Source organism: Nocardioides litoris, from assembly GCF_006346315.1.
Classification (GTDB): Bacteria; Actinomycetota; Actinomycetes; order Propionibacteriales; family Nocardioidaceae; genus Nocardioides; species Nocardioides litoris.
Window position 1 is genome coordinate 91,772 of the sequence record NZ_VDMR01000002.1, and the last position, 24,645, is coordinate 116,416.

A 24,645-nucleotide genomic window follows, 5' to 3' on the forward strand; every position below is an offset into this window, starting at 1 on the left:
ACCTGCCCGTCTGGCCCGGCCGGGCCTACCCCCTGGGCGCGACCTTCGACGGCTCGGGGACCAACTTCGCCCTGTTCAGCGAGGTGGCCGAGCGCGTCGAGCTGTGCCTGTTCGACGGCGACGGCGGCGAGACCCGCGTCGAGGTGACCGAGGTCGACGCCTACATCTGGCACTGCTACCTGCCCCAGGTGCAGCCCGGCCAGCGCTACGGCTACCGCGTGCACGGTCCGTGGGACCCCGCCAACGGGCTGCGCTGCAACCCCGCCAAGGTGCTGCTCGACCCCTACGCCAAGGCCACCGCGGGCGAGATCGACTGGGACCAGAGCCTGTTCGGCTACACCTTCGGCGACGAGGACTCCCGCAACGACGACGATTCCGCCGCCCACGTCACCCACGGCGTCGTCATCAACCCGTACTTCGACTGGGAGGGCGACCGCCGCCTCGACTACCCGCTCAACGAGAGCGTCATCTACGAGGCGCACGTCAAGGGCATGACCCAGCAGCACCCGGAGGTGCCCGAGTCGCTGCGCGGCACGTACGCCGGGCTGGCCCACCCGGCCGTCACCGACCACCTGACCCGGCTCGGGGTCACCGCCATCGAGCTCATGCCGGTGCACCAGTTCACCCAGGACAGCACGCTGCTCGACAAGGGCCTGCGCAACTACTGGGGCTACAACACCCTCGGCTTCTTCGCCCCGCACGCCGACTACGCCGCCAGCGGCCGCGTCGACGGGCCGGGGGCGCTCGGCCAGCAGGTGCAGGAGTTCAAGGCCATGGTCAAGGCCATGCACGCCGCCGGCATCGAGGTCATCCTCGACGTGGTCTACAACCACACCGCCGAGGGCAACCACATGGGCCCGATGCTCTCCATGCGCGGCATCGACAACCAGGCCTACTACCGGCTCGTCGACGACGAGAAGAAGTTCTACATGGACTACACCGGCACCGGGAACTCGCTCAACGTCGGCAACCCCCACGCCCTGCAGCTGATCATGGACTCGCTGCGCTACTGGGTCACCGAGATGCACGTCGACGGCTTCCGCTTCGACCTGGCCTCGACCCTGGCCCGTGAGTTCTACGAGGTCGACCGCCTGGCCACGTTCTTCGAGCTCGTGCAGCAGGACCCGGTGGTCTCGCAGGTCAAGCTCATCGCCGAGCCGTGGGACATCGGCCCCGGCGGCTACCAGGTCGGCGGCTTCCCGCCGCAGTGGACGGAGTGGAACGGCGCCTACCGTGACGTCGTGCGCGACTTCTGGCGCGGCGAGCCGACGCTCGGCGAGTTCGCCTCCCGGGTGGCCGGGTCCTCCGACCTCTACGAGCACACCGGGCGCCGCCCGGTGGCGAGCATCAACTTCGTCACCGCCCACGACGGGTTCACCCTGCGCGACCTCGTGTCCTACAACGACAAGCACAACGACGCCAACGGCGAGGACAGCCGCGACGGCGAGGACCACAACCGCTCCGACAACCACGGCGCGGAGGGCCCCACCGACGACCCGGAGATCCTGGCCGCCCGCGCCCGCGAGCAGCGCAACTTCCTGGCCACCCTGCTGCTGAGCCAGGGCGTGCCGATGATCCTGCACGGTGACGAGCTCGGCCGGACCCAGGACGGCAACAACAACACCTACGCCCAGGACTCCGAGATCGCCTGGATGGACTGGTCCGACGTCGACAAGCCGCTGCTCGACTTCACCTCTGCCGTCGTGCGGCTGCGCCGCGACCACCCGACCTTCCGCCGCAAGCGCTTCTTCACCGGCTCCACGGTGCGCACGCCCGTCAAGGGCGGCGAGGGCGACCGGCTCAACGACATCGTGTGGCTGCACCTCGACGGCCGGCCGATGGAGGAGGGCGACTGGGACGCCACCGAGGGCGCCGCGGCCAAGGCCATCGGCATGTACCTCAACGGCCACGGCATCGCCGGCGTCGACGAGCGCGGCGCGCCCATCACCGACGACCACTTCCTGCTGTACTTCAACGCCGACGGCCAGGCCACCGTCGTCCTGCCCCCCGCCGAGTACGCCGAGGCCTGGGACGTGGTCGTGGCGACCGGCGCCGACGCCGACGCGGTCGACGTGCTGCCCGCCGGGGCGTCGTACGAGATGAGCACGCGGTCGCTGCTCGTGCTGCGCGAGCACCACGAGCCCGAGGCCGAGCCCGACCACTCCGTCGCGGCGTCGGTCGCGGCCCAGGCCGGGACGGTGCGCGAGTCGTGAAGGTCCCCGCCAGCACCTACCGGCTGCAGGTCCGGGAGTCCTTCGACCTGCACGAGGCCGCGTCCCGGCTGTCCTACCTGCGCGACCTCGGCGTCGACTGGGTCTACCTGTCCCCGCTGCTCGAGGCCGAGCCCGGCTCCGACCACGGGTACGACGTCGTCCGGCACGACCGGGTCGACCCGGCCCGCGGCGGCCGGGAGGGTCTCGACGTGTTCGTGGCCGAGGCGCGGCGGCTCGGGCTCGGCGTGCTCGTCGACATCGTGCCCAACCACGTCGGCATCGCGACGCCGTCGGCCAACCCGTGGTGGTGGGACCTGCTCGACCACGGCCGCCGGTCGCGGTACGCCGAGGCCTTCGACGTCGACTGGGAGGCCGGCGGCGGCAAGGTGCTGGTGCCCGTCGTGGGCGACGGCGACGAGGGCTCGGTCGAGCGCTCCGCCGACGGCGTGCACTACCACGACCACCAGTTCCCGGCCGGCGACGGCTTCGAGCTGGTCTCCTGGCGCGCCGCCGACGACCGGCTCAACTGGCGGCGCTTCTTCGCCGTCAACACCCTCGCCGGCATCCGGGTCGAGGAGCCCTGGGCGCTGGAGGAGTCGCACGCCGAGATCAAGCGGTGGTTCGACGAGGGCCTGGTCGACGGCCTGCGCGTCGACCACCCTGACGGCCTGCGCGACCCCGGCCGCTACCTCGACGACCTGGCCGCCCTCACCGGCGACGCGTGGGTGCTGGTCGAGAAGATCCTCGAGCCCGGCGAGGAGATGCCGGCCTCGTGGGCCACCGCCGGCACCACCGGGTACGACGCCCTCGGGCTCGTCGACCGGGTGCTCACCGACCCCGCGGCCGAGCACGCCCTGCCCTTCAGCGACCTCGACTGGCACGAGCTCGTGCGCGGCACCAAGCGCGAGGTCACCGACGGCATCCTGGGCTCGGAGGTGCGGCGGGTCGTGCGCGAGCTGCCCCCGCTCCCCCACGACGCCGACGTGCTCGTCGACGCGGTGGCCGAGCTGGCCGCCTGCTTCCCGGTCTACCGCTCCTACCTGCCCGAGGGCCGCGAGCACCTCGAGGCCGCGGCGGAGGCGGCCCGGCGCGCCCGGCCCGACCTCACCGAGGCCGTCGACGCGCTGGTGCCCGTGCTGGGTGACCCCGACCAGTCGGCGGCGTGGCGCTTCCAGCAGACCACCGGGGCCGTGATGGCCAAGGGCGTGGAGGACTGCGCGTTCTACCGCTACCCGCGGCTGACCTCGCTCACCGAGGTCGGCGGCGACCCGAGCCACTTCAGCGTGGGCGTCGACGCGTTCCACGATGCCATGGCCCACCGACAGTCGGCCTGGCCGCACGCGATGACCGCCCTCTCGACCCACGACACCAAGCGCAGCGAGGACACCCGCGCCCGCATCACCGTGCTGGCCGAGGTGCCGGAGCGGTGGACCGCGACCTTCGAGCGGCTGCAGGCGCTCGCGCCGGTGCCCAGCGCGGCGTTCGCCTGCCTGCTGTGGCAGGCCGTGGTCGGCGCGTGGGACCCCGACGACGCCGACCTGCGGTCCCGGCTGCACGCCTACGCCGAGAAGGCGATGCGCGAGGCCGGCGACCACACGACGTGGACCGACCCCGACGAGGAGTTCGAGGGCGCGGTGCACGCCGCGGTCGACGCCGCCTTCGACGACGAACGGGTGCACGCCGAGGTCACCGGCCTGTACGCCGACCTGCTCGGCCCCGGTGCGACCAACGGGCTGGCGGCCAAGCTGCTCGCCCTGGCCATGCCCGGCGTGCCCGACGTCTACCAGGGCTCCGAGCTGTGGGAGCTGTCGCTCGTCGACCCCGACAACCGACGCCCGGTCGACTTCGACCTCCGGGCCGACCTGCTCGCCGGCCAGGCGACCCACGTGCAGCTGCCCAAGCTCCGCCTGGTTGCCGAGGCGCTGCGGCTGCGCCGCGACCGGCCCGAGCTGTTCACCGGCTACACCCCGGTCCGCGCCACCGGCGAGGCCGCCGACCACGTCGTCGCCTTCGACCGCGGCGGTGCGCTCGCCGTCGCGACCCGCCTGCCCGTCGGCCTCGAGGCCCGCGGCGGCTGGGGCGACACCCGGCTCGTGCTGCCCGAGGGCACCTGGCGCGACCTGCTGACCGACCGCACCACCGACGGCGAGCTCGGGCCGCTGCTGGCGACGTACGGCGTCGCGCTGCTCGTGCGCGAGGAGGACTGACCGATGGCCCACCCGACCCCCCGCCGCGTCCGCGGCCCCTTCGACGTGTGGGCGCCGAGCGCCTCCCGGCTCCGCTTGTCGGTGGTCGATGACATCGTCGAGATGCAGCAGTCGGACGGCGGGTGGTGGACCCCGTCCGAGCCCACACCGGACCCGGCGAAGGGAGACCTGGACTACGGCTACCTGATCGACGACGCGGACGCGCCCCGACCCGACCCGCGGTCGCGGCGCCAGCCGGCGGGCGTCCACCAGCGCTCGCGAACCCACCGCCCCGAGGCCTTCTCGTGGAGCGACGACACCTGGCGGGGTCGGCAGCTGGCCGGCGCCGTGGTCTACGAGCTGCACGTCGGCACGTTCACCCCCGAGGGCACGTTCGACGCGGCGGCGGCCAAGCTGGACCACCTGCGCTCGGTCGGCGTCGACCTCGTCGAGCTCCTGCCGGTCAACGCGGTCAACGGCACCCACAACTGGGGCTACGACGGCGTGCTGTGGTCGGCCGTGCACGAGCCCTATGGCGGCCCCGAGGGCTACCAGCGGTTCGTCGACGCCGCCCACGCAGCCGGGCTGGGCGTGTGCCAGGACGTCGTCTACAACCACCTCGGCCCTTCGGGCAACTACCTCCCCGAGTACGGCCCCTACCTCAAGCAGGGCCGCAACACCTGGGGCGACCTGGTCAACCTCGACGGCGAGGGCTCGACCGAGGTGCGCCGGCTCATCCTGGACAACGTGCGGATGTGGTTCGAGGACTTCCACGTCGACGCCCTGCGGCTCGACGCGGTCCACGCCCTGCACGACGAGTCGCCGGTGCACCTGCTGGAGGAGATGGCGGTCGAGACCGCGGCCCTGTCGGCCCACCTGGGTCGGCCGCTGACGCTCATCGCCGAGTCCGACCTCAACGACACCAGGCTGGTGACGCCCCGCGAGGGCGGCGGCTACGGCCTCGACGCGCAGTGGAGCGACGACTTCCACCACGCGGTGCACGTGGCCCTGACCGGCGAGACGACCGGCTACTACGCCGACTTCGAGCCGCTCTCGGCCCTGGCCAAGGTGGTGGAGAAGGGCTTCTTCCACGACGGCACCTACAGCTCGTTCCGCGGCCGCGACCACGGCGCCCCGGTCGACACCGCGACGATGCCGACCTGGCGCCTGGTGGTGTGCAGCCAGAACCACGACCAGATCGGCAACCGCGCGGTCGGCGACCGGCTCACCGAGCACCTCGACGAGGACCAGCTGGCCTGCGCGGCCCTGCTGGTGCTCACGGGGCCGTTCACGCCGATGTTGTTCCAGGGCGAGGAGTGGGGGGCGCGCACGCCGTTCCAGTTCTTCACCTCCCACCCCGAGCCCGAGCTGGGCGAGGCGACCGCGAAGGGCCGCATCGAGGAGTTCGCGCAGATGGGCTGGGACCCCGACGTCGTCCCCGACCCGCAGGACCCGGCGACCTTCGAGCGGTCCAAGCTCGACTGGTCCGAGACCACGACCGAGCGTGGCGAGCGCCTGCTCGGGGTCTACCGCGACCTCGCGCGGCTGCGCCGCGAGCACGAGGAGCTCACCGACCCGTCGTTCGGCGCGACCACCTGCTGGTACGACGAGGACGCGCGGCTGTTCTCGATGCGCCGGGGCCGGCTCGAGGTCGTCATCAACCTGGGCGACAGCGAGGGCACCGTCCCCCTGCAGGCGTCCGGGGCGACCGGGGCGACCGGGGCGTCGCCCGCGACCCTGCTCTTCACGACGCCGTCGGGTGCCGAGGTCGTCGACGGCGGCGTCCGCCTTCCCGCGCACGCGGGGGCCGTGGTGGCCACGGCCTGACGGCCCTCAGGCGCCGTCGTCCTGCCGGGGCCTCTCCCGCTCACGGCGCTGCTCGTCGTGCCGGCGCCGCTGCGCCTCGGCCCGCGACCGGACCTGGCGGAGGAACGCCTCGTCCCGCTCGGGATCCACGGCGGCGGCGCCGCCGGGCCGGTCGTGCTCGGGGCAGGCCGGCGCCCCGGGTTCGTGGGCCGAGGGGCGTCGCGGACCGGTCTCGGGGCGGCCGGCGACGAGCCAGGCGATCCTCGAGCTCGACCACGGGCGAGAGTGTGGACAGCCGACGGCGATCCGTCAGGGGTTCGAACGGATCGCCCGCGGCGGACTGGTCCGGGTCAGGCCATGACCTCGCCGAGCACCTCGTCGACCCAGGCCGGCACCAGCACGCCGGCCGGGCCGTGGCGGGCCTCGTCGAAGAACGCGCTGCCCTCGCTGGGGACCAGGTTGAGCTCGAGGGTGCGGGCGCCGTGCCGGGCAGCGAAGGTGACGAACCCGGCCGCGGGGTAGACCGCGCCGGAAGTGCCGATGGACACGAAGAGGTCGGCCCGCTGGAGGTGGACCAGGATCTCGTCCATCCCGTAGGGCACCTCGCCGAACCAGACGACGTCGGGGCGCAGCTCGGTCAGACCACAGCCGGGGCAGCCGGGGAAGTCGACGAGCGGGCCGTCCCACGCGACCCGGGACCCGCAGGCCCGGCACAGCGCGGAGCGCAGCTCGCCGTGCATGTGGTGGACGTGCTGGGAGCCGCCGCGCTCGTGGAGGTCGTCGATGTTCTGGGTGACGAGGAACAGGTCGTCGCCGAGGGCGCGCTCGAGCCGGCCGAGCGCCTCGTGGGCCGGGTTGGGCGCGACGTGGGCGAGCGCGGCCCGGCGGGCGTCGTAGAACTCCTGCACCAGCTGCGGCTGGGCGTCGTAGGCCTCGGGCGTGGCGACGTCCTCGACGCGGTGGCCCTCCCAGAGGCCGTCGGCGTCACGGAAGGTCGGCACCCCGCTCTCGGCGGAGATGCCGGCACCGGTCAGGACGACGACGCGCACCGGGCCACTGTCCCAGATCGGGTCAGGCGCGGGTGAGCACGGTCACCAGGTAGCCGTGGTCGAGCGTCCACGGGTCCCCGGCCCAGGTGCCGTGGCGGGCCTGCTCCACCAGCCCGGCGGCGGTCCACGCCGCCTCGACGTCGGCCAGCGGCGTGACCGGGCAGCCCTCGGGCAGGTGGTCGACGTCGAGCCCCATCGAGACCACGAGCAGGCCTCCGTCGCCCAGGTGGGCGGCCAGGGCGGCCAGCACCGCGGGCAGGGTGCCGGGCTCGACGAGCGGCAGCACGTTGCCGACCGCGAGCACGAGGTCGTGCGCCGCGCCGAGGTCGAGGCCGGCCAGGTCAGCGAGGTCGGCGACCCTCCAGTCCAGGTCGGGCGCGTCGGCCCGCGCCACCGCGACCATCGAGGCGTCGGCGTCGACCCCCACGACGTCGTATCCCTGCTCGGCCAGGCGGCGGGCGACCCGGCCCGTGCCGCAGCCGGCGTCGAGGACCCGGGCGGGCGGCGGACGGAGGGCCGCCACGGCGTCGGCCTCGCCGTGGACGTCGTCCCCCTCGGCGGCCAGGGCCCGGAACCGCTCGGCGTACGCCGCGGCGTAGTCGTCGCCGTGCCGCGCCCGGGCGACGTCCTCCCAGCGGGTCACGGCGCTGTCGGGGTGGGGGTGGGGGTCGGGGTCGGCCGCGGCGTGGGGCTCGTGACGCCCTGGTAGCCGCCGCGGGAGAAGCGGGTGGTGGGGCGCTCGGCGCGCGGGCCGCCGACCCCGACGACGCAGGAACGGCTGCCGCGCTGCTGCACGAACACCCGGAAGGCGCGCTCCTCGCCGTCGAGCTCGGGCGACTCGGGGTCGACCCGGAGCACGAAGGACCCCTCCGGCCCGCTGTCGACGTCCTCCACGCCGGCCTCGACCGCGGGCAGGTCCTCGCCGCTGAGGGACTGCCAGCGGACGACGGTGGACTCGACGGCCTGGCGGTAGAGGTCGATCGGTGCCTCGCAGAGCAGGGCGGTGCCGCCAGAGATGTCGAGGGACTCGGCGACGTCCACGGCCTGGTCGGCGACCTCGCGGACCGTGGTCGCCTCGCCCGGCTCGTCGTCGGGGTCGACGACCACCCGGAGGACCGCGACCGCGGCCAGGGCCGCCATCACGACCCCCACGACCGCCCACGGCGCGATCGTGAGCAGCCGGCGTCGTCGACCGCCCTCACCTGCGGACATGCCGTCCAGTGTCCCAGGCCGCCCCAGCCCCCCGGCAGCCCGGCTCGTCGACCGCGGTGGGTGGCCTCGAGACAGGCGCCAGGGCGCCTTCCTCGACCACCGTGTGGTCCCGCCGCGGCGCGCTGAGGTGCGAGGAGCGCCCGCGCGCGCTCCGCTCGCGCCTCAGCCACCGCGGGGGGTGGTCCCGGAGCGGCGCGAGGGGTGGTTGCGTGCGCAGATGGTCTCGGTGGGGCGGCGTGCGGTGGTGCGCGGTGGGCTGGCGGGTCTGGCGGCCGCGACCCTCGGTCCCGGGCTGGCCGGGTGCGCCGGCCTGACCGAGCGCGTCTCGAGCACCCGCCGGGGCGACCGCGACCGGCTGACCGTGCAGGTCTACGGCACCGACACCGAGACCGGCGTCTACGACCGGCTGGCCCGGCAGTTCGCGCAGGACCGCGGGGTCAGCGTCGACCTCACGGTGGTGCCGTTCTCCGACTTCGCGACCGGCATCGACGCGGGTCTGCTCTCCGGCACCGCGCCCGACGTGTTCCGGGTCGACTACCCGACGATGGGCCTGTACGCCAGCACCGGCCAGCTGCTCGACGTCACCGACCCCCTGGCCGACCTGACCGCCGACCTGCGGCCGGCGTTCGTCGGCGCGGTCTCCTTCGAGGACCGCGTGTACGGCGTCCCGCAGCACGTCGACACGACCGCGCTCGTCTACCGGCCCGACGTCCTGCGCGACGCCGGGGTCACCGCGGTGCCCGACCGGCCCGAGGACGCGTGGACCTGGGAGGAGTTCGGCGAGGTCGCCGACCGGCTCCGCGACGGCGCCCCCGACGGGTTCAGCCCGTTCGCGGTCAACTGGCAGTCGGCGGGAGCGTTCCGCTGGCTGACCTGGTTGTTCATGGCCGGGGGCCACCTGTACGACGAGGCGCGCACCTCCTGCGTCATCGAGGGCGAGGCCGGCACGCGGGCGCTGGACTTCACCCGGTCGTTCTTCGAGCGCGGGTGGGTGCCGGGCACGACGTCGACCAAGTCGGCCACGTTCCCCGACGCCCAGTTCACCGCCGGCCGCCTGGCCATGCTGTTCGCGGGCAACTTCCTGGTGCCGGCGTTCGCGGAGACCATCGGCGACCGGTTCGACTACGCCGTCACCTACCAGCCCCGCGACGAGCGCCGCGCCACCGAGCTCGGCGGCAACGCGGTGGTGGCGACCAAGGACGCGGTCAACCCCGAGCTGGCGGCGGAGTTCCTGGCCTACCTCGGCTCCCCCGACGCGATGGCGGAGTTCTGCGCCGAGTCGGTGCTGCTGCCGACCCGCGAGTCGCTGGCCGACCGCCGTCTCGACTTCTCCGTCGGCGGCGACCTGATGCCGGTCTACGCCGACCAGATCACCACCATCGAGGACCGCGACGTGGCCGACGTGACCACCCCGACCTTCGCCGAGACCAACGTCGACCTGGCCAACGAGCTCGAGCAGACCTTCCTCGGGGGCCGCGCCACCGACGCCACCCTGCGCGCCCTGGCCGAGAAGGTCGACGCCGCGGCCGCCCTCAACGACGGGACCGGCGCGTGACCGCCGTCGACGAGCGCCCCGCCGCGCCACCGCCCGAGCCGCCCGAGCCCCGGCGTACGCCGCCCGCCCGGCGCGTGCGGGGCGACGGCCGCGCGGCGTGGGCCCTGCTCGCGCCCAACCTGCTGCTCATCGTGCTGTTCCTGCTCGGGCCGCTCGTCTGGGCCTTCCTCATGGCCTTCCAGGACAAGCGGTCCTTCGGGCCGGGCCGCTGGAGCGGGCTCGACAACCTGCAGCGGCTGCTCGGCGACGACGTCTTCTGGCGAGCCGTGCTCAACACCGCGATCTTCACCGTGGCCACGGTGCCGGTGGGCGTGCTGCTCGGGCTCGGGCTGGCGCTGCTGATGGACAAGGCGCTGCCCGGTCGCGGCCTGTTCCGGACGGTCGTCTACCTGCCGATCGTCGTCAGCACGCTCGTGGTCTCGCTCATCGGGCTGCTGCTCTTCGACGAGTCGGTCGGCATCATCAACGGCCTCCTGCGCGACCTGGGCCTGGGCGAGGTGGCCTGGCAGTCCGACGGCGCGCTGGCCATGGCCTCGGTGGTCGTGATGACCCTGTGGTCGCGCACCGGCTTCTCGATGGTCGTCTACATCGCCGCCCTGCAGGACGTCGACCCGCAGACCGTCGAGGCCGCCCGCGTCGACGGCGCCGGCCGCTGGGCGGTGGTGCGCCACGTGGTGGTGCCGCAGCTGCGGCCGACGACGTTCTTCTTGGTCGTCATCAACCTGATCTGGTCCTTCCAGGTCTTCGACGTGGTCTACGTGATGACCAACGGCGGCCCGGGCTACTCCACGACGATGGTCGTCACCTACGCCTACGACGAGGGCTTCGGCCCGGCCCGCAACTTCGGGTACGGCGCCACGGTCGGGATCGTCTTGTTCGTGCTCACCGCTGCGGTCACCCTGCTGCAGCTGCGCCGCAACGCGCGCCAGGAGGACTGACCCGTGAGCAAGCCCGTCCGCGTCGCCGTCTGCCTGCTGGTCACCGTGGTCTTCGCGCTGCCGCTCGTGGCGATGGTGGTCATCGCCTTCACCCCGCGCGAGGCGATCCTCGACGACGGCGCGAGCCTGTGGACCGACGACTGGACGCTGGAGAACTTCCGCGGGCTGTTCGACCAGTTCCCGGTGGCCCGGTGGTTCGGCAACGCCCTCGTCGTGGCCTCCCTGACCACCCTGCTCTCGGTCGTGGTCAACCTGCTCGCGGGCTACGCCCTGGCCACGCTGCGCTTCCGCGGCCGCGGGCTGGTGCTGGGCCTGGTGCTGGCCACGCTGCTGGTGCCGACCCAGGTGATCATGATCCCGCAGTTCGAGCTCGTCGCGCGGCTCGGGCTGGTCGGCTTCTTCTGGGCCGTCGTCCTGCCCTCGGCGGCGACCGCGCTGGGCGTCTTCCTGGCCCGCCAGTTCTTCGTCGGGTTCCCGACCGAGCTGCTCGACGCCGCCCGCGTCGACGGCTGCTCGACGCTGACGACGTTCGTGCGGGTCGTGCTGCCCAACGCCCGGCCGCTGGTCGCGGTGATGACGCTGCTGGCGTTCATGACGCAGTGGAACGACTTCCTCTGGCCGCTCATCACGCTCCGCGACCCCGACCTGTACACCCTGCCCGTGGCGATGCGGCTGCTGCAGAACGCCTACGACAACGACTACGGCGGCATCATGGCCATGGCGCTGCTCTCCAGCCTGCCCCTGCTGGTCATGTTCGTGGTCCTGCAGCGGTGGTTCGTCGCCGGCATCACCCGCTCCGGCATCAAGTGAGCAGCTGACCAGCAGCCCCGAGGGGTGAGTCCAGGGCCGGAGGGCGGTCCTACCGTCGGCCGGTGAGCTTGTTCCACGCGCTGGTGCGCACCAAGGACGTCGACACCGTCATCCACCAGAACGACGAGGCCCCGGACGGCCACGGTGACGGCGAGGACGGTGGCTCGGGCGGGCTCCGCAAGAACCTCTCGGCGCGCGACCTGATGGGCTTCGGCGTCGGCATCGTGATCGGCACCGGCATCTTCACCCTCACCGGCGTCGAGGCCAAGAACCACGCCGGACCGGCCATCGTGGTCTCGTTCCTCATCGCCGGCGTCGTGAGCATGCTCGCCGCCCTCTGCTACGCCGAGCTGGCCGCCGCGGTGCCGACCGCCGGGTCCTCCTACACCTACGCCTACACGACGATCGGCGAGATCTTCGCCTGGATCATCGCCTGGGACCTCGTGCTCGAGTTCGCCCTCGGCGCCGCCGTCGTCGCCCGCGGCTGGTCGGGCTACCTCGGCAGCGCCCTCGACCTGCCGACCGCGTTCTTCGGCGAGGACTCCACGGTCAACCTGGGCGCGGTGTTCATCGTGCTGGTGCTCGGGACCGTCGCCGCCGTGGGCATCCGCGAGTCCAAGCTGGTCACCAACGGCCTGGTCGTCGTCAAGGTCAGCATCTGCATCTTCGTCATCGTGGCCGGCGCGTTCTTCGTCAAGGCCAGCAACCTCACGCCGTGGTTCCCGCCGTCCGAGCCGGTCTCCGGCGACGCGACCACCTCCGGCCTCGCCCAGCCGCTGTGGCAGTGGGTCTCGGGCGTCACCCCGTCGGCGTACGGCGTCGCGGGGGTCTTCGTGGCCGCGGCGGTCGTGTTCTTCGCCTACTCGGGGTTCGAGGCGGTCGCCAACCTCGGCGAGGAGACCGAGGACCCGGGCCGCGACATGCCCCGCGGCCTGATCGGCACCCTGGTCATCTGCACGCTGCTCTACCTCGCGGTCTGCTTCGTGCTCACGGGCATGGTCAACTTCAAGGACCTCGACGAGGGCGCCCCGATCTCCGAGGCGTTCAACAGCGTCGGGCTGGAGTGGGCGGGCGTGCTCATCGGCATCGCCGCCGTGGCCGGGCTGAGCTCGGTGATCCTCGTCGACATCGTCGCGATGGGCCGGATCGCCTTCGCGCTGTGCCGCGACGGCCTGCTGCCGAAGTCGGTCGGCGCCATCCACCCGCGCTTCCAGACGCCGTTCCGGGTCACCGTCGGCACCACCCTGGTCGTGGCCGTGATCGCGGCGTTCGTCCCGCTGGCCACCCTGGCCGAGATGGTCTCGATCGGCACGCTGTTCGCGTTCGTCGTCGTGGCCATCGCCGTGGCCGTGCTGCGCCGCACCAAGCCGCGGATGGAGCGGCCGTTCCGCACCCCGCAGGTGCCGCTGCTGCCGATCGTCTCCGCGGTGTGCTGCGTCGGCCTGATGTCGAGCCTGGCCGTGGAGACCTGGCTCCGGTTCCTGGTGTGGCTGGTCATCGGCCTCGCCGTGTACGCCGGCTACGGCTACCGCCACTCCCGCCTCGGCCGGGGCGCCACCGGCAAGACCGGCACCCCGGCCTGACGCAGCCTCACCAGGAGGACTTCTGGATCCCTGGCAGCTCGCCGCGGTGGGCGAGGGTGCGCAGGTTGATGCGCGAGAGGCCGACCTTGCCGACGTAGCCGCGGGGGCGGCCGTCGACCTGGTCGCGGTTGCGCACCCGCACCGGGCTGGCGTCGCGCGGGAGCCGCGACAGCGCACGCACTGCTGCCTCGCGCTCCTCGACCGACCCCGCGGTGCGGACGGCCTCCTTCAGGGCGGCCCGTCGCTCGGCGTACCGCGCGACGACGGCCTTGCGGCGCTCGTTGGCCACCACCTTGGACTTCTTGGCCATGCCTAGCGCTCCTCGCGGAATTCGACGTGCCGGCGCACGCGGGGGTCGTACTTGCGCAGCACGACCCGGTCGGGCGTCGTGCGCCGGTTCTTGGTGCTGACGTAGGTGTAGCCGGTGCCCGCGGTGGAGCGGAGCTTGATCTTGGGTCGGACGTCACTGCTGCGGCTCACCGGAGCTCGCCCCGGGCGCGCAGGTCGGCCACGACGGCCTCGATGCCGCGCTGGTCGACGGTCTTGATGCCGCGGGCGCTGAGCCGCAGCGTGACGTGCCGGCCGAGGCTGGGCACCCAGTAGCGCTTGGACTGCACGTTGACGTCGAACCGCCGGCGGGTGCGCCGGTGGCTGTGCGAGACGTTGTTGCCGAACATCGGCTGCTTGCCGGTCACCTGGCAGGTGCGGGCCACGGGCCCTCCTCTCCTCGTCCCGGCGCCTCAGCCCTGGCGGGCCTTGAGGCGCGGGTTCTGCTTGTTGATGACATAGGTGCGGCCGCGACGGCGCACCACCTGCGAGCCCGGCTGCTTCTTGAGCGAGCGGAGCGAGTTGCGGACCTTCACCGGCTGCTCCCGTAGGGCAGGAGGGCCATCTCGCGGGCGTTCTTGACCGCGCGCGTCACCAGCCGCTGCTGCTGCGGGGTGATGCCGGTGATCCGGCGGGAGCGGATCTTGCCGCGGTCGGAGACGAACGTGCGGAGCAGGTCGACGTCCTTGTAGTCGACCGACCGCACGGTCGGTCCGAGCAGCGGCTTCCGGGTACGACGCCCGGTCGGCGCCCGGCCCTTCACCGACGGGCCCCGGTCGCGGGGTCGACGTACCCCCGCTGGACGGCGCGCACCAGGGCGCGCGGGACGTGGTGGGTCTCGCCGGCGACGACGACGGGCACGAGGTCGGCGGGGGTCGCCTTCCACTGCGCGCGGCGGTGGCGGGTGTTGCTGCGGGAGGTCCGGCGCTTGGGCACGGCCATGGGTGGGTCCTCTCTCGGGACGGTGGGACGGGGGTGTGCGGGAGGTCAGGCGGCGCCGCAGATGTCGCCGAGCCACGGCTCGAGGCCGTCCTCGAGCACGCGCCAGGCGGCGCGGCCGCGTGCGGCCTCGACGGGGGTGAGCAGGAGGTCCTCGAAGCCCGGGGCGAGCTCAGGCGGCACCGGCCCGAGGCCGGTGACGACGAGGCGGGTCGACGGCCGCTGGCGGCCCCAGTCACGGTGGCTGCCGATGCTCAGGTGGCCGCCGGCGCCGCTCCACTCCTGCAGGACGCCGGAGCGGGTCGGCACCCAGAAGCAGCCACGGGAACGGTGGAGCCCGCCCCCGAGGACCTCGATGCCGTCCATCAGCCGATCGGGGTGGAAGGCGCGCTCGGAGGTGAGCACGACCCGCCAGGCGGGGCCGGCCAGCGGCTCGACGGGCGTCTCGGCGGTGGGCAGGCGCCACTCGCCGGCCCGGCGGTGCTCGTGCCGCCCGGCGGCGACCTCGACGGCGTCGAGGCGGTGGACGCCGTGGACGACCCGGGCGTCGGGGCGGGCCAGGGCGCGCACGAGCGCGGTGGCGTCGGCCTCGGGCTCGCCGTCGACGAGCACCCAGTCGGCGGCCTCGACCTGGGCGCAGGCCGCCTCGCCGACCCCGCGCTCATCGTCGTCGCTGGTGTGCCGGCCGCGGTCGGCGAGCCGGTCGTCGCCGAGGAGGTCGTCGACGGTGCGCTCGCCCGAGACCACGGCGACGACCGCGCTGAGCCGGAGCCGGCGGGCCAGGCGCGGGTCACGGCTGAGGACGTGACGCAGCTGGTCGGCCTCGGCGGCGACGGGCAGGCAGAGCACGATGGCGCGCCACCGGTCGTCGGCAGCCAGCTGCTCCAACACGGGCAGCACGTCCTCGCGGAGCGCGCAGCCGACGCAAGCGTGGGCCAGGTCGGTCTCGACCCGCGCGACCAGGCCGGTCGCGTCGCTGACGACCCGGGTGAGCACCTGGGTCACCGGGTCGATGTGGTGGCGCACCGCGACCGCGCCGGGCAGGTCCAGCGTCAGGCCGAGCATGGCGACGTCCAGGGCCTCGGGGTCGACGCCGGTGAGCACGACGACGGGCTTCCTCATCGTCCGTACCTCCGCCGGAACGCCTCCACGCGCCCCTCGGTGTCGAGCTCGCGCGCGGTGCCGGTCCAGAACGGGTGGCTGGCGCTGCTCACGTCGACGTCGACGAGCGGGTACGTCGTCCCGTCGACCTCGATCGTCGGCCCCTGGTCGCGGGACCGGCCGGCGAGGGTCGAGCCGACGACGACCACCGTCCCGGTCCCACGGTCGCGGAACGCCACCGGCCCGTACTCCGGGTGGATGCCTGCCTGCACTGCGCCTCCCTGTCCTCGGTTCTTGTCGAGAATGATTCTCAGTGCGAGGAAGGTAGCAGGCAGACCGGGACCGGAAAAGCGGACGGGCCCCACGCCGAGGCGTGGGGCCCATCAGTCAGGCCGCGCGGAGCGCGGCACGTCGGCCGGCGGCCGGTACGGCTCGTGGCCGACGGCGAAGCCCGGGCTGGCGGAGCCGCACCCACGCCGCCGGCGACGGCCGGGATCCGACCGTCCGGCCGACAATCCAGGCAAGCCGGGATCCGACCGTCCGGCCAACGGTTCAGGCCGACAACCAGGGCCGCGCGGAGCGCGGCACGTCGGCCGGCGGTCGGTATGGCTCCTGGCCGGCGTCGAAGCCCGAGCCGGCGGAGCCAGACCGAGTCCGCCGACGCCGGCCGGGATCCGACCGTCCGGCCGACAATTCAGGCAGCGTGCTTGCAGGTCGCGCAGTCGCAGTCGGCGCAGACGCACGAGGAGCAGGGCTCGCCGCCGCAGTGCGCGCACGAGCAGGTGGCGTGGTTGCAGGTCGAGCAGGTGCACGACGTGCAGGTGCAGGTGGCGCAGCTGTCGCTGCAGTCGGCGCACTCGCACTTCGTGCACTCGTCGTAGTGGCCGTCGTGCTCGTGGTGCACGTGTCCGTCGTGCAGGTAGTCCACGTGGTTCTCGTGGACCACGGCGACGTGGCCGCAGCCGGGGCCGTGGGTGTGGGCGTGCTTCTCGGCGGTCTGGTGGTCGGTCGTGACGGTCATCCGGAGTGCTCCTGGGTGTGGGTGAAGGCGTCGAGGAACACGTGGGCCACGTGCTCGTCGATCAGGGCGTAGGTCGTCCTGCGGCCGGCGCGCGAGGCTGTGACGAGACGAGCGGTGCGCAGCACCCGCAGGTGCTGGCTCATCAAGGGCTGACTGACGCCGAGCTCCTCCGCGAGCTCGGTGACCGACCAGGGTCGTTCGGTCAGCCGGTGCACCACAGCGGCACGGACCGGCGAGGCCAGGGCGGCGAAGAGCTCCGAGACGCCGGAGTAGTCCTCCGTCGACCCCGCGCCGTCCATGCAGACATGGTGATATGCGCACGTACGCATGTCAAAGTCACGACGCCGCACCGGACCGACCTGCTATGTTGTTGAGAACCATTCTCGACTCTGGAGGGCTGCCGTGCCACCCGTCCCGACCCCGCCCGACCGGCTGCTGGTGGTCGTGCAGTGCACCGGGCAGCGCTGCCGGGCGCTGACCGACCTGCGCGACCCCCACCGGCCGGCCTGCGACCCGGCCCTCGCGGCGGCGGTCCGCTCCCGTCCGCGCTCGGTGCTCGTCACCACCAGCTGCCTGGGGCCCTGCCACCGCGGCGCCGTCGCCGCCGTCGGGTGGGGCGACCGGGCCGGGAGCCGGGTGTCGTGGACCGAGCCCGCGGTGCTCGTCGAGCGCGTCGAGGAGCCGGCCCGCATGCGCGCCACCGCCGACTGGATCCGCAGCGGCGCCGCCCCCGACCGCGGGTGCCTCGAGACCGCGCTCGGCTCCCCCACGGGGCGGTAACGTCGGTCGACGTGAGCGACGAGCCCGAGGTCAGCGTGAGCCGCAACCCTGCGGAGAGCCGGTTCGAGATCCACGTGGACGGCGAGCTCGCCGGCCTGGCGGCGTACCAGGAGGCCCCGGGGATGCTCGTGATGACCCACACCGAGGTCCGCCCGGAGATGGAGGGCCGCGGCCTGGCCGGGATCCTGGTGCGGCACGCCCTCGACGAGGTCCGCGCCGAGGGCCTGAAGGTCCTGCCGACCTGCCCCTACGTGCAGGCCTTCCTGCACAAGCACCCGGACTACGCCGACCTCGACTACCGCAGCTGAGCCTCAGCCTGACCCGAGGGTGAGCAGGTCGCGGTGCAGCTCGGCGAGCAGCACCGGGGGCAGCGATCCGAGCGTGACGGGTCCGTCGGGCCCGGCGAGCAGCAACGGACCGAGCTCGACCGTGGCCGACCAGTCACCGACCCACGAGCCGCCGCGCACCGCGAGCACGGCGCCGACGCCGTCGCCCAGCTCCCGGGCGTACGCCGCCACGACGCCGCCGTCGCCCACGAGGCGACGGAAGCCGAGCCGCTCGGCGAGCCGGTGCAGCCCGCCGGCGGACACCTCGGTGCCGGCGACGTCGGTCAGGCCGGTCGCCTCGGGGTCGTGGGCCGGGAGCGGCTCGCCGAGCTGGGTGAACGGGACGACGGCCTCGTAGTCGGCCAGGTGGGAGCGCCACGCCTCGACGAGGTCGGGCGGCAGCAGCACGTCGTGGGCGAGCCGGACGAGGTCGCCGGCCGCGGCGTGCGGGTCGAGGTCGACCGGCTCGTCGTCCACGTCGGTGAGGCTGCCGTCGTCGAGGGGGCGGAAGCTGGTCGCCGGGTCGCCGACCCACCACACCAGCCCGGCGGCGAGGCGACCGAGCACGGGGTGGCCGGCGACGTCGGTGTGCCAGTCGGCGACGGTCCAGCCGCGCTGGGTGGCCATCGCCTGCCGCAGCCGCGCGGCCTGCGACCGGGCCGCGGCGCCGACGGTCTTCTTCGCCGCGGCCAGGACGGCCTTGGCCTCCCGGACCCGCCCGGCGTCGTCGGCGGCCCGGGCCGGCGGCAGCGAGGTGCGCTCGGCGCCGCCCTCGTCGGGCACGACCCGCACGGTCAGGTCGGGCTGGAGGACCGCGGTGAACCCGCGGGGACCGTAGTCGAGCCGCAGCCGCCCGGTCGCGTCGAACCCGCCCGTCGGGGCGCCGCGGTCGCCCACCTGCTCGGCGGTCCAGCCGCGGCGCTCGGCGACGTCGTCGACCGCGGCGATGGCGGCCGTGCGGACGCTGGTGACCGGCGCGCCCTCGGCGGCCTCGACCAGCACCTCGAGCGCCAGCGGCTGCTCGGCCCGGGCGAGCAGCGCCAGCAGGGCCGCGGCCTGGGCGGGCTGGGCCTTGGCGCGGGTGCGCACGTGGTCGGCGGCCAGGCCGACCACCTCGTCGTCGTCACCGGGGACCACGACGGCCACGACCCAGCGGGCTGCGCCCGGTGCCCCGGCGGACAGCCAACCGTGGAGCAGGAACCGACCCAGCTCGGTCCGGCCACCGGGCTCGACGGCGGCGAGCAGGGTGCGCAGCACCGCGCCGGGCGCGGTCGACCGGGCCCGCACCGCCTGCTGCACCCAGGAGCGGACGGTCGCCCGCGGCACCTCGGCGCCCGTGTCGCTCCAGGTCAGCACGGGCAGCGCGTCGACGTCGAGCCAGGCCAGGGCGGCCGGCAGCGCGCGGCCGGCGGCGCGCGCGGCGGCCGCGTCGAGACGCGGCCGGTCGAGGTGGTCCACCGGCCTCTCGCCGTACGACGCCAGGGCGTCGAGCACGGCCGAGAGCACCGTCTCCTCCCGCTCGACGCGGGCCAGCCGCGCCAGGGCGGCGACGACCTCGTCGCGGTCGGCGCCCGTGGTGGGCTCGGCGGCCAGCGCCCGGGCCGCGGCCTCGCGGGTCGGCGCGTGGTGGGCGGCGAGGCCCTCGAGCGGCGTCACCCCAGCGTCACTCGAGGACGCGGTAGCCGCGCTCGCGGAGCCGGCCGACCACCAGGGCGGCGTGCTGCTCGCCGCGGGTCTCGAGCTGCAGGTGCACGTCGACCTCGTCGAGGTTGAGCGAGGGCGAGATGCGCTCGTGGGCGACCTCGAGCACGTTGGCCCCGCTCTCGCCGACCTCGGCCAGCAGCCGGGCGAGCCCGCCCGGCTGGTCGGGGATGTTGACGTGCAGGTTGAGGTAGCGCCCGGCCGCGGCCATGCCGTGCTGGATGACCTTGCCGAGCAGGATCGGGTCGATGTTGCCGCCGGAGAGCACCGCGACGGCCGGCGTGCGGTAGGCCGTCGGCCGGGCCAGGAGCGCGGCCACGGCGGCGGCCCCGGCGGGCTCGACGACCATCTTGGCCCGCTCCACGAGGGCCAGCAGGGCCCGCGACATCTCCTCCTCGGTGACGGTCACGACCTCGTCGACGTGGTCGCGCACCGCGGCGAAGGTGAGCTCACCGGGCAGGCCGACCGCGATGCCGTCGGCCATCGTCTTCATCTCGGCCAGCGGGGTCGGCGCCCCGGCGGTCAGGGACCCGGGGTAGGCGGCGGCCCCCTTGGCCTGCACGCCGATGACGCTGACCTCGGGCTTGAGCGCCTTGACGGCCAGGGCGACCCCGGCCAGCAGGCCTCCGCCGCCGGTGGGCACGACGACCGTCTCGACGTCGGGCACCTGCTCGAGGAGCTCGAGGCCCGCGGTGCCCTGGCCCGCCACCACGTCGGCGTGGTCGAAGGGGTGGATGAGCACCGCGCCCGTGCGGTCGGCGAACTCCTGCGCCGCGACCAGGCACTGCTCGAGGTAGCCGCGCACGAAGACCACGTCGGCGCCGTACCCGCGGGTGGCCTTCTCCTTGGGGATGGGCGCGCCCTCGGGCATGAACACCGTCGCCGGGATGCCGAGCTGCTGGGCGGCCAGGGCGACCCCCTGGGCGTGGTTGCCGGCCGAGGCGGCCACGACGCCGCGCGCCCGCTCCTCGGGGGCGAGGCGCGCGATGCGCACGTAGGCGCCGCGGGCCTTGAAGGACCCGGTGCGCTGGAGGTTCTCGCACTTCAGGTGCACCGGGCCGCCGACGACCGCTGAGAGCCAGCGCGACTCCTCCATCGGGGTCTCGATGGCGACGCCGCGCAGCAGCTCGCGCGCGGCCCGGATCTCGGCCAGGCCGACGGGCCCGACGCGGGCGCCGCCGGTCTCGGGGTCAGTGGTCCTCACGCGTCACCTCCGTCACCGGCACCTTCGCACGCTGCTCGGCGTAGTCGTCGTGGAGCTCCTCGTCGGGTGGGTTCTCGGGCTCGGTGTGGGAGGCGAGGTGGACCGCGACGGCGTTGACCACGGCCGCGAGGGGGACGGCGATCAGCGCGCCCGTCACGCCCGCGAGCACGATGCCGGTGCCGATGGCCACGATCACCCCGAGCGGGTGGATGGAGACCCAGCGGCCCATGAGGAACGGTTGCAGGACGTGCGACTCGATCTGCTGGACCACCACGACCACGAGCAGCATCAGCAGCGCCACCACCGGGCCCTCGGCCACCAGGGCCACCAGCACCGCGACGCCCCCGGCCACGAAGGCGCCCACGAGCGGCACGAACGCCCCGAGGAAGACGACCACGCCGATGGGGAAGACGAACGGCACGCCCAGGGCGAGGGCGCCGATCATCACCCCGACCGCGTCGGTGGCGGCCACGATCACCGTGGCCCGGACGAACTGGGTCAGCGACGTCCAGGCGACCCGGCCCGAGCTGTCGACCCGCGCGCGGGCGGCGCGCGGCGCCAGGCGGACCAGCCACGACCAGATGCGCCGACCGTCGGCGAGGAAGAAGTAGGTGCCGAAGAGCACGATGAAGAGCCCGGCGAAGACGTTGGTGATCGTGGAGCCGACCTCGGTGATCCGGGAGGCGATGTTGCCCTCGGTCACGGTGTCGTTGAGCGCGGTCTGGGCCCGCTCGATCACGTCGTTGATCTGGCTGTCGCTCGCGTGGAGCGGGCCCTCCTTCAGCCACCGGCGGATCTCGCCGAGGCCGTCGGCCGTCGAGCTGGCCAGGTCGGTGAACCCGGCCGCGATCTGCTGGGTGGCCAGGGTGAGCAGGCCGGCGATGGCGGCGAAGGTGAGCACCACGGTGACCAGCGACGCCGGCCCCCGCGGCAGCCCGAGACGGGTGAGGACGCGCACCAGCGGGCTCACCAGCGCCGCGAGGAGCAGCGCCACGGCCAGGGGCACGGTGATCTCGCGCAGCCGGTCGAGCGCCAGCACGATGACGTAGCCGGCGATCGCGATGACCAGGAAGCGCCAGGCCCACGCGGAGGCCAGGTCGACGCCGTACGGCACCTGGGCGGGGCGGAAGTCGGAGGTGCCGCTGGTGACCGGGGCCGGCTCGGCCCGGCGCTCGTCGCGCATCGAGGCCCAGTGCTGGACGATGCGCGCGGTGATGCGCTCCTCACGCGCGGCGTCCTCGAGGTCCTGGCCGATGCGACGGCGGCGGATGCGGCGCCGGAGCTCGGGCTCGCCGGTGACCCCGTCCGGTTCGGATTTGCGGGGGGTCACCCCGTCAGCCTAAGCAGCCCACGGGCCAGCCCGCATGCCGCGCGGGGGTGACTGCCGGCGAGGAGGCCGACGGCGGCCAGCACGTGGTCGGCGTCGACCACGACACGGGCCTGCTCGGGCAGCTGCCACGCGCCGGGGACGGTGCCGAGGCTGCCGTCCAGCACCCGCGCCGCGACCCCGGGACGCCCGTGCCGCAGCACCCCGCCCGACGCGACGACCAGGCCGACGCCGCGCAGGTCGGTGCCGCTGCGCTCGACCACCCGACCCTCGGGGCCGACCACGACCCGCGAGCGCCCGGCGTGCCGGCGCAGCGCGAGGCCGATCGCGATCCGCGCGATGGCCTCGTCGTCGTCGAGGTCGGCCTCGCTCCCCGGCAGGTACGACGGCCGCTCGGCCCGGGCGCGCGCCGCGGCCCGCAGGTCGTCGCGCTCCCCGGCCTCGACGGTGGAGACCGCCGACCAGCGCATGCCGAGGTCACCCTCGACGGTGCGGGTGACGGCGGTGGGCGCGACGACGTCGCGGGCCAGCCCGGCGTCCTCGGGGTCGAGCTCCACGACGGAGTGCACGTCGGTCGTCGCGCCGCCGACGTCGACGACGACCACGTCGGCACCGGCTTCCCGGGCGAGGACCTCGACACCGGTGAGCACGACGTCGGGGGTGGCGCCGCGCACGAGGCGGACGAAGGCCGCTCCCCCGGCGCGGGCGCTGAGGCCCTTGCCGCCGATGACGTGGGAGAGGAACACCTCGCGGATCGCGGCCCGGGCGCCCTCGGGCCGGAGCACCCCGATGCGCGGCACCACGTTGTCGGTGACCACGTGGGGCAGGCCGTCCAGCCGCTCGACCACGGCCCCGGCGGCGTCGGCGTTGCCGGCGACCACGACCGGGCCGCGCCAGCCGCCGGCGACCAGCGCCGCGGCCGCGCCGGTGACGACGTCGGCGTTGCCGCCGTCGGTGCCGCCGGTCAGCAGCACCACGTCGGGCTCGGCCAGGTCGCCGGGGGCGATCAGGGCCCCGCCGGCGGCGGCGACCACGGCGACCACCTTCCCGCCGCTGGACAGCGCGACCCGGCGTCCGGCCTCGGCGGTCACGAGCTCCTCGTTGCCCACCACCGCGATGCGCAGCCCGCCGCCGGCGCTCGAGCAGGCCAGCACCGGCGCTCGGGCCGCGTCGAGGACGTCCAGGCAGGCGTCGACACCGTCGAGGACGTCGGTCTCGACGGTGGTGCGGTGCTCGGCCCGGCCGACCACCTCGCCGGAGCCGGTCTCGACCAGCGTGGCCTTGGTGAACGTCGACCCGACGTCGACGCAGACGACCCGGGGTCCGTCGGGCGGGGTCTCAGCCGAGGGCACGGTCGAGGTCGGCCAGCAGGTCGTCGGCCGTCTCGATGCCCACCGAGAGGCGCACCAGGTCGGCCGGCACCTCGAGGTCGGTGCCGGCGACGCTGGCGTGGGTCATCCGGCCCGGGTGCTCGATGAGCGACTCGACCCCGCCCAGCGACTCGCCGAGGGTGAAGACCTGCGCGCGCTCGCACGCGGCCAGCGCCTGCTGCTCGCCGCCGGCGACGCGGAAGGCCACCATGCCGCCGTACCGCTTCATCTGGCGGGAGGCGACCTCGTGGCCGGGGTGCTCGGGCAGGCCGGGGTAGAGCACCTGCGTCACCGCGGGGTGGCGGGTCAGGAACTCCACGACCTTCTCGGCGTTGTCGCAGTGGCGGTCCATCCGCACGCCGAGGGTCTTCAGGCCGCGGTGCGTCAGGAAGCAGTCGAACGGCCCCGGCACGGCACCGATCGAGTTCTGGTGGAAGGCGACCTGCTCGGCCAGCTCGAGGTCGCGCACCACGAGGGCGCCGCCGACGACGTCGGAGTGCCCGCCGACGTACTTGGTCGTCGAGTGCACGACGACGTCGGCGCCGAGGGTCAGCGGCTGCTGGAGGTACGGCGAGGCGAAGGTGTTGTCGACCACGAGCATCGCCCCGGCGTCGTGGGCCACCGCGGCCAGCGCCTCGATGTCACCCACGTTGAGCAGCGGGTTGGTGGGCGTCTCCAGCCACACCAGCCGGGTCGAGCCCGGGCGGATCGCGGCGCGGACGGCGTCGAGGTCGGTCAGGTCGACCGGCGTGTGCTCCAGGCCCCACGCCTTCTCGACCTTGTCGAAGAGGCGGAACGTGCCGCCGTAGGCGTCGTCGGGCAGGACCACGTGGTCACCGGGGCGGCAGGTGGCGCGGACCAGGGTGTCCTCGGCCGCCAGCCCGGAGGCCATGGCGAAGCCGCGCTCGCCGTCCTCGACCGCGGCCAGGGCGCCCTCGAGGGCGGTGCGGGTCGGGTTGGCCGACCGGCTGTACTCGTAGCCGCCCCGCAGCCCACCCACGCCGTCCTGCTTGTACGTCGACGTGGCGTAGATGGGCGGGATGACCGCCCCGGTCGTCGGGTCGGGCTCGTAGCCGGCGTGGATCGCACGCGTCTCGAAGCCGCCCTTGGCGGTGGTCTCGTGGGGCTGGTCGCTCACCGGGCGAGCCTACTCAGCCAGCGGCTGGGTGGGCCCGCCCGGGGAGCGGTGCCGAGGGG

General features: G+C 74.2%; 28 protein-coding genes. 9 read left to right on the forward strand and 19 right to left on the reverse strand.

The features are described 5' to 3' along the window. Positions 1-2 precede the first annotated feature (2 nt). Genes glgX through treZ form a run of 3 tightly spaced genes read left to right on the forward strand, consistent with a single transcriptional unit; the run spans position 3 to position 6,226 of the window. Positions 3-2,213, forward strand: coding sequence for a glycogen debranching protein GlgX (gene glgX, locus FJQ57_RS08670; RefSeq protein WP_139980523.1), 2,211 nt, complete (start codon positions 3-5; stop codon positions 2,211-2,213). Beyond that, entirely contained in the window at positions 2,210-4,420 is a 2,211-nt protein-coding gene (gene treY / locus FJQ57_RS08675) for a malto-oligosyltrehalose synthase (RefSeq protein WP_139979345.1), read from the forward strand. The genes glgX and treY overlap by 4 nt, the downstream gene beginning before the upstream one ends. A gap of 3 nt (positions 4,421-4,423) precedes the next feature. After that, positions 4,424-6,226 carry a malto-oligosyltrehalose trehalohydrolase gene (gene treZ / locus FJQ57_RS08680; protein WP_139979346.1) on the forward strand — a complete coding sequence of 601 codons (1,803 nt, stop codon included), beginning with the start codon at positions 4,424-4,426 and terminating at the stop codon, positions 6,224-6,226. 6 nt (positions 6,227-6,232) lie between these two features. Here treZ and FJQ57_RS23555 read toward each other — a convergent pair whose 3' ends face one another. The 4 genes from FJQ57_RS23555 to FJQ57_RS22380 all read right to left on the reverse strand — a co-directional run bounded on the left by FJQ57_RS23555 (position 6,233) and on the right by FJQ57_RS22380 (position 8,466). Beyond that, positions 6,233-6,355, reverse strand: coding sequence for a hypothetical protein (locus tag FJQ57_RS23555; RefSeq protein WP_281284246.1), 123 nt, complete (start codon positions 6,353-6,355; stop codon positions 6,233-6,235). Between the two features lie 200 nt (positions 6,356-6,555). Beyond that, positions 6,556-7,254: an NAD-dependent deacylase gene (locus FJQ57_RS08685; RefSeq protein WP_139979348.1), complete on the reverse strand. Its 699-nt coding sequence runs from the start codon at positions 7,252-7,254 to the stop codon at positions 6,556-6,558. Positions 7,255-7,276: 22 nt separating this feature from the next. Beyond that, entirely contained in the window at positions 7,277-7,897 is a 621-nt protein-coding gene (locus tag FJQ57_RS08690; RefSeq protein ID WP_139980525.1) for a class I SAM-dependent methyltransferase, read from the reverse strand. Further along, a complete protein-coding gene (locus FJQ57_RS22380) occupies positions 7,894-8,466 on the reverse strand; it encodes a hypothetical protein (RefSeq protein WP_170219341.1) in 573 nt (190 codons plus the stop codon). The genes FJQ57_RS08690 and FJQ57_RS22380 overlap by 4 nt, the downstream gene beginning before the upstream one ends. 217 nt (positions 8,467-8,683) lie before the next feature. Here FJQ57_RS22380 and FJQ57_RS08695 point away from each other — a divergent pair, with 217 nt between their 5' ends. The 4 genes from FJQ57_RS08695 to FJQ57_RS08710 all read left to right on the forward strand — a co-directional run bounded on the left by FJQ57_RS08695 (position 8,684) and on the right by FJQ57_RS08710 (position 13,352). After that, positions 8,684-10,021 carry an ABC transporter substrate-binding protein gene (locus tag FJQ57_RS08695; RefSeq protein ID WP_170219342.1) on the forward strand — a complete coding sequence of 446 codons (1,338 nt, stop codon included), beginning with the start codon at positions 8,684-8,686 and terminating at the stop codon, positions 10,019-10,021. Next, positions 10,018-10,959 carry a carbohydrate ABC transporter permease gene (locus tag FJQ57_RS08700; RefSeq protein WP_211348828.1) on the forward strand — a complete coding sequence of 314 codons (942 nt, stop codon included), beginning with the start codon at positions 10,018-10,020 and terminating at the stop codon, positions 10,957-10,959. The genes FJQ57_RS08695 and FJQ57_RS08700 overlap by 4 nt, the downstream gene beginning before the upstream one ends. Positions 10,960-10,962: 3 nt before the next feature. Continuing rightward, on the forward strand, positions 10,963-11,769 hold the full coding sequence (locus FJQ57_RS08705) for a carbohydrate ABC transporter permease (RefSeq protein WP_139979351.1): 807 nt from the start codon (positions 10,963-10,965) through the stop codon (positions 11,767-11,769). Positions 11,770-11,831: 62 nt separating this feature from the next. Beyond that, the gene (locus FJQ57_RS08710) at positions 11,832-13,352 is read left to right on the forward strand and encodes an APC family permease (RefSeq protein WP_246081697.1); all 1,521 of its coding nucleotides are present in this window, start codon (positions 11,832-11,834) and stop codon (positions 13,350-13,352) included. 7 nt (positions 13,353-13,359) lie between these two features. On the opposite strand, the gene rpsN is transcribed toward FJQ57_RS08710, so the two are convergent. The 10 genes from rpsN to FJQ57_RS08760 all read right to left on the reverse strand — a co-directional run bounded on the left by rpsN (position 13,360) and on the right by FJQ57_RS08760 (position 17,039). Further along, a complete protein-coding gene (gene rpsN, locus FJQ57_RS08715; protein ID WP_139979353.1) occupies positions 13,360-13,662 on the reverse strand; it encodes a 30S ribosomal protein S14 in 303 nt (100 codons plus the stop codon). 2 nt (positions 13,663-13,664) lie between these two features. Then, positions 13,665-13,832, reverse strand: a complete 168-nt coding sequence (gene rpmG, locus FJQ57_RS08720) for a 50S ribosomal protein L33 (RefSeq protein WP_139979355.1) — start codon at positions 13,830-13,832, stop codon at positions 13,665-13,667. Next, entirely contained in the window at positions 13,829-14,065 is a 237-nt protein-coding gene (gene rpmB, locus FJQ57_RS08725; RefSeq protein ID WP_139979357.1) for a 50S ribosomal protein L28, read from the reverse strand. The genes rpmG and rpmB overlap by 4 nt, the downstream gene beginning before the upstream one ends. A gap of 27 nt (positions 14,066-14,092) precedes the next feature. Then, on the reverse strand, positions 14,093-14,215 hold the full coding sequence (gene ykgO, locus FJQ57_RS08730) for a type B 50S ribosomal protein L36 (protein WP_139979359.1): 123 nt from the start codon (positions 14,213-14,215) through the stop codon (positions 14,093-14,095). Then, positions 14,212-14,400, reverse strand: coding sequence for a 30S ribosomal protein S18 (gene rpsR, locus FJQ57_RS08735; protein ID WP_246081764.1), 189 nt, complete (start codon positions 14,398-14,400; stop codon positions 14,212-14,214). The genes ykgO and rpsR overlap by 4 nt, the downstream gene beginning before the upstream one ends. A gap of 38 nt (positions 14,401-14,438) precedes the next feature. Further along, a complete protein-coding gene (gene rpmF, locus FJQ57_RS08740; RefSeq protein WP_139979363.1) occupies positions 14,439-14,621 on the reverse strand; it encodes a 50S ribosomal protein L32 in 183 nt (60 codons plus the stop codon). 45 nt (positions 14,622-14,666) lie between these two features. Beyond that, positions 14,667-15,740, reverse strand: coding sequence for a CobW family GTP-binding protein (locus FJQ57_RS08745; RefSeq protein ID WP_139979365.1), 1,074 nt, complete (start codon positions 15,738-15,740; stop codon positions 14,667-14,669). Then, positions 15,737-15,991 carry a type B 50S ribosomal protein L31 gene (locus tag FJQ57_RS08750; RefSeq protein WP_139979367.1) on the reverse strand — a complete coding sequence of 85 codons (255 nt, stop codon included), beginning with the start codon at positions 15,989-15,991 and terminating at the stop codon, positions 15,737-15,739. The genes FJQ57_RS08745 and FJQ57_RS08750 overlap by 4 nt, the downstream gene beginning before the upstream one ends. 422 nt (positions 15,992-16,413) lie before the next feature. After that, positions 16,414-16,740, reverse strand: a complete 327-nt coding sequence (locus FJQ57_RS08755) for a hypothetical protein (protein ID WP_139979369.1) — start codon at positions 16,738-16,740, stop codon at positions 16,414-16,416. Then, positions 16,737-17,039 (reverse strand): ArsR/SmtB family transcription factor, encoded by a 303-nt coding sequence (locus tag FJQ57_RS08760; protein ID WP_139979371.1) that lies wholly within the window; start codon positions 17,037-17,039, stop codon positions 16,737-16,739. The genes FJQ57_RS08755 and FJQ57_RS08760 overlap by 4 nt, the downstream gene beginning before the upstream one ends. Before the next feature lie 103 nt (positions 17,040-17,142). Between FJQ57_RS08760 and FJQ57_RS08765 the strand changes: the two genes are divergently transcribed. Together FJQ57_RS08765 and FJQ57_RS08770 are read left to right on the forward strand one after the other, a co-directional pair. After that, complete coding sequence (locus tag FJQ57_RS08765) at positions 17,143-17,520, forward strand: hypothetical protein (protein WP_139979372.1); 378 nt, start codon at positions 17,143-17,145, stop codon at positions 17,518-17,520. A gap of 11 nt (positions 17,521-17,531) precedes the next feature. Then, positions 17,532-17,828, forward strand: coding sequence for a GNAT family N-acetyltransferase (locus FJQ57_RS08770; RefSeq protein ID WP_139979374.1), 297 nt, complete (start codon positions 17,532-17,534; stop codon positions 17,826-17,828). Positions 17,829-17,831: 3 nt separating this feature from the next. Here FJQ57_RS08770 and FJQ57_RS08775 read toward each other — a convergent pair whose 3' ends face one another. The 5 genes from FJQ57_RS08775 to FJQ57_RS08795 are packed head-to-tail and all read right to left on the reverse strand — an operon-like array spanning position 17,832 to position 24,586. Beyond that, positions 17,832-19,502: a DUF4132 domain-containing protein gene (locus FJQ57_RS08775; RefSeq protein ID WP_139979376.1), complete on the reverse strand. Its 1,671-nt coding sequence runs from the start codon at positions 19,500-19,502 to the stop codon at positions 17,832-17,834. Between the two features lie 7 nt (positions 19,503-19,509). Beyond that, positions 19,510-20,751: a threonine ammonia-lyase gene (ilvA, locus tag FJQ57_RS08780; RefSeq protein WP_246081698.1), complete on the reverse strand. Its 1,242-nt coding sequence runs from the start codon at positions 20,749-20,751 to the stop codon at positions 19,510-19,512. Beyond that, positions 20,738-22,081, reverse strand: coding sequence for an AI-2E family transporter (locus FJQ57_RS08785; protein ID WP_246081699.1), 1,344 nt, complete (start codon positions 22,079-22,081; stop codon positions 20,738-20,740). Before FJQ57_RS08785 ends, ilvA begins: the two co-directional genes overlap by 14 nt. After that, positions 22,078-23,430 (reverse strand): glutamate mutase L, encoded by a 1,353-nt coding sequence (locus FJQ57_RS08790; protein ID WP_139979378.1) that lies wholly within the window; start codon positions 23,428-23,430, stop codon positions 22,078-22,080. The genes FJQ57_RS08785 and FJQ57_RS08790 overlap by 4 nt, the downstream gene beginning before the upstream one ends. Beyond that, positions 23,417-24,586 carry a cystathionine gamma-synthase gene (locus tag FJQ57_RS08795; RefSeq protein WP_139979380.1) on the reverse strand — a complete coding sequence of 390 codons (1,170 nt, stop codon included), beginning with the start codon at positions 24,584-24,586 and terminating at the stop codon, positions 23,417-23,419. The genes FJQ57_RS08790 and FJQ57_RS08795 overlap by 14 nt, the downstream gene beginning before the upstream one ends. Positions 24,587-24,645 lie beyond the last annotated feature (59 nt).

Bases quoted from the DNA above. Each gene is read 5' to 3' on its own strand.
- treZ (WP_139979346.1), top strand. From the start codon at position 4,424: ATGGCCCACCCGACCCCCCGCCGCGTCCGCGGCCCCTTCGACGTGTGG.
- FJQ57_RS22380 (WP_170219341.1), bottom strand. From the start codon at position 8,466: ATGTCCGCAGGTGAGGGCGGTCGACGACGCCGGCTGCTCACGATCGCG.
- FJQ57_RS08695 (WP_170219342.1), top strand. From the start codon at position 8,684: ATGGTCTCGGTGGGGCGGCGTGCGGTGGTGCGCGGTGGGCTGGCGGGT.
- rpsN (WP_139979353.1), bottom strand. From the start codon at position 13,662: ATGGCCAAGAAGTCCAAGGTGGTGGCCAACGAGCGCCGCAAGGCCGTC.
- rpmF (WP_139979363.1), bottom strand. From the start codon at position 14,621: ATGGCCGTGCCCAAGCGCCGGACCTCCCGCAGCAACACCCGCCACCGC.
- FJQ57_RS08745 (WP_139979365.1), bottom strand. From the start codon at position 15,740: ATGAGGAAGCCCGTCGTCGTGCTCACCGGCGTCGACCCCGAGGCCCTG.
- FJQ57_RS08755 (WP_139979369.1), bottom strand. From the start codon at position 16,740: ATGACCGTCACGACCGACCACCAGACCGCCGAGAAGCACGCCCACACC.
- FJQ57_RS08760 (WP_139979371.1), bottom strand. From the start codon at position 17,039: ATGGACGGCGCGGGGTCGACGGAGGACTACTCCGGCGTCTCGGAGCTC.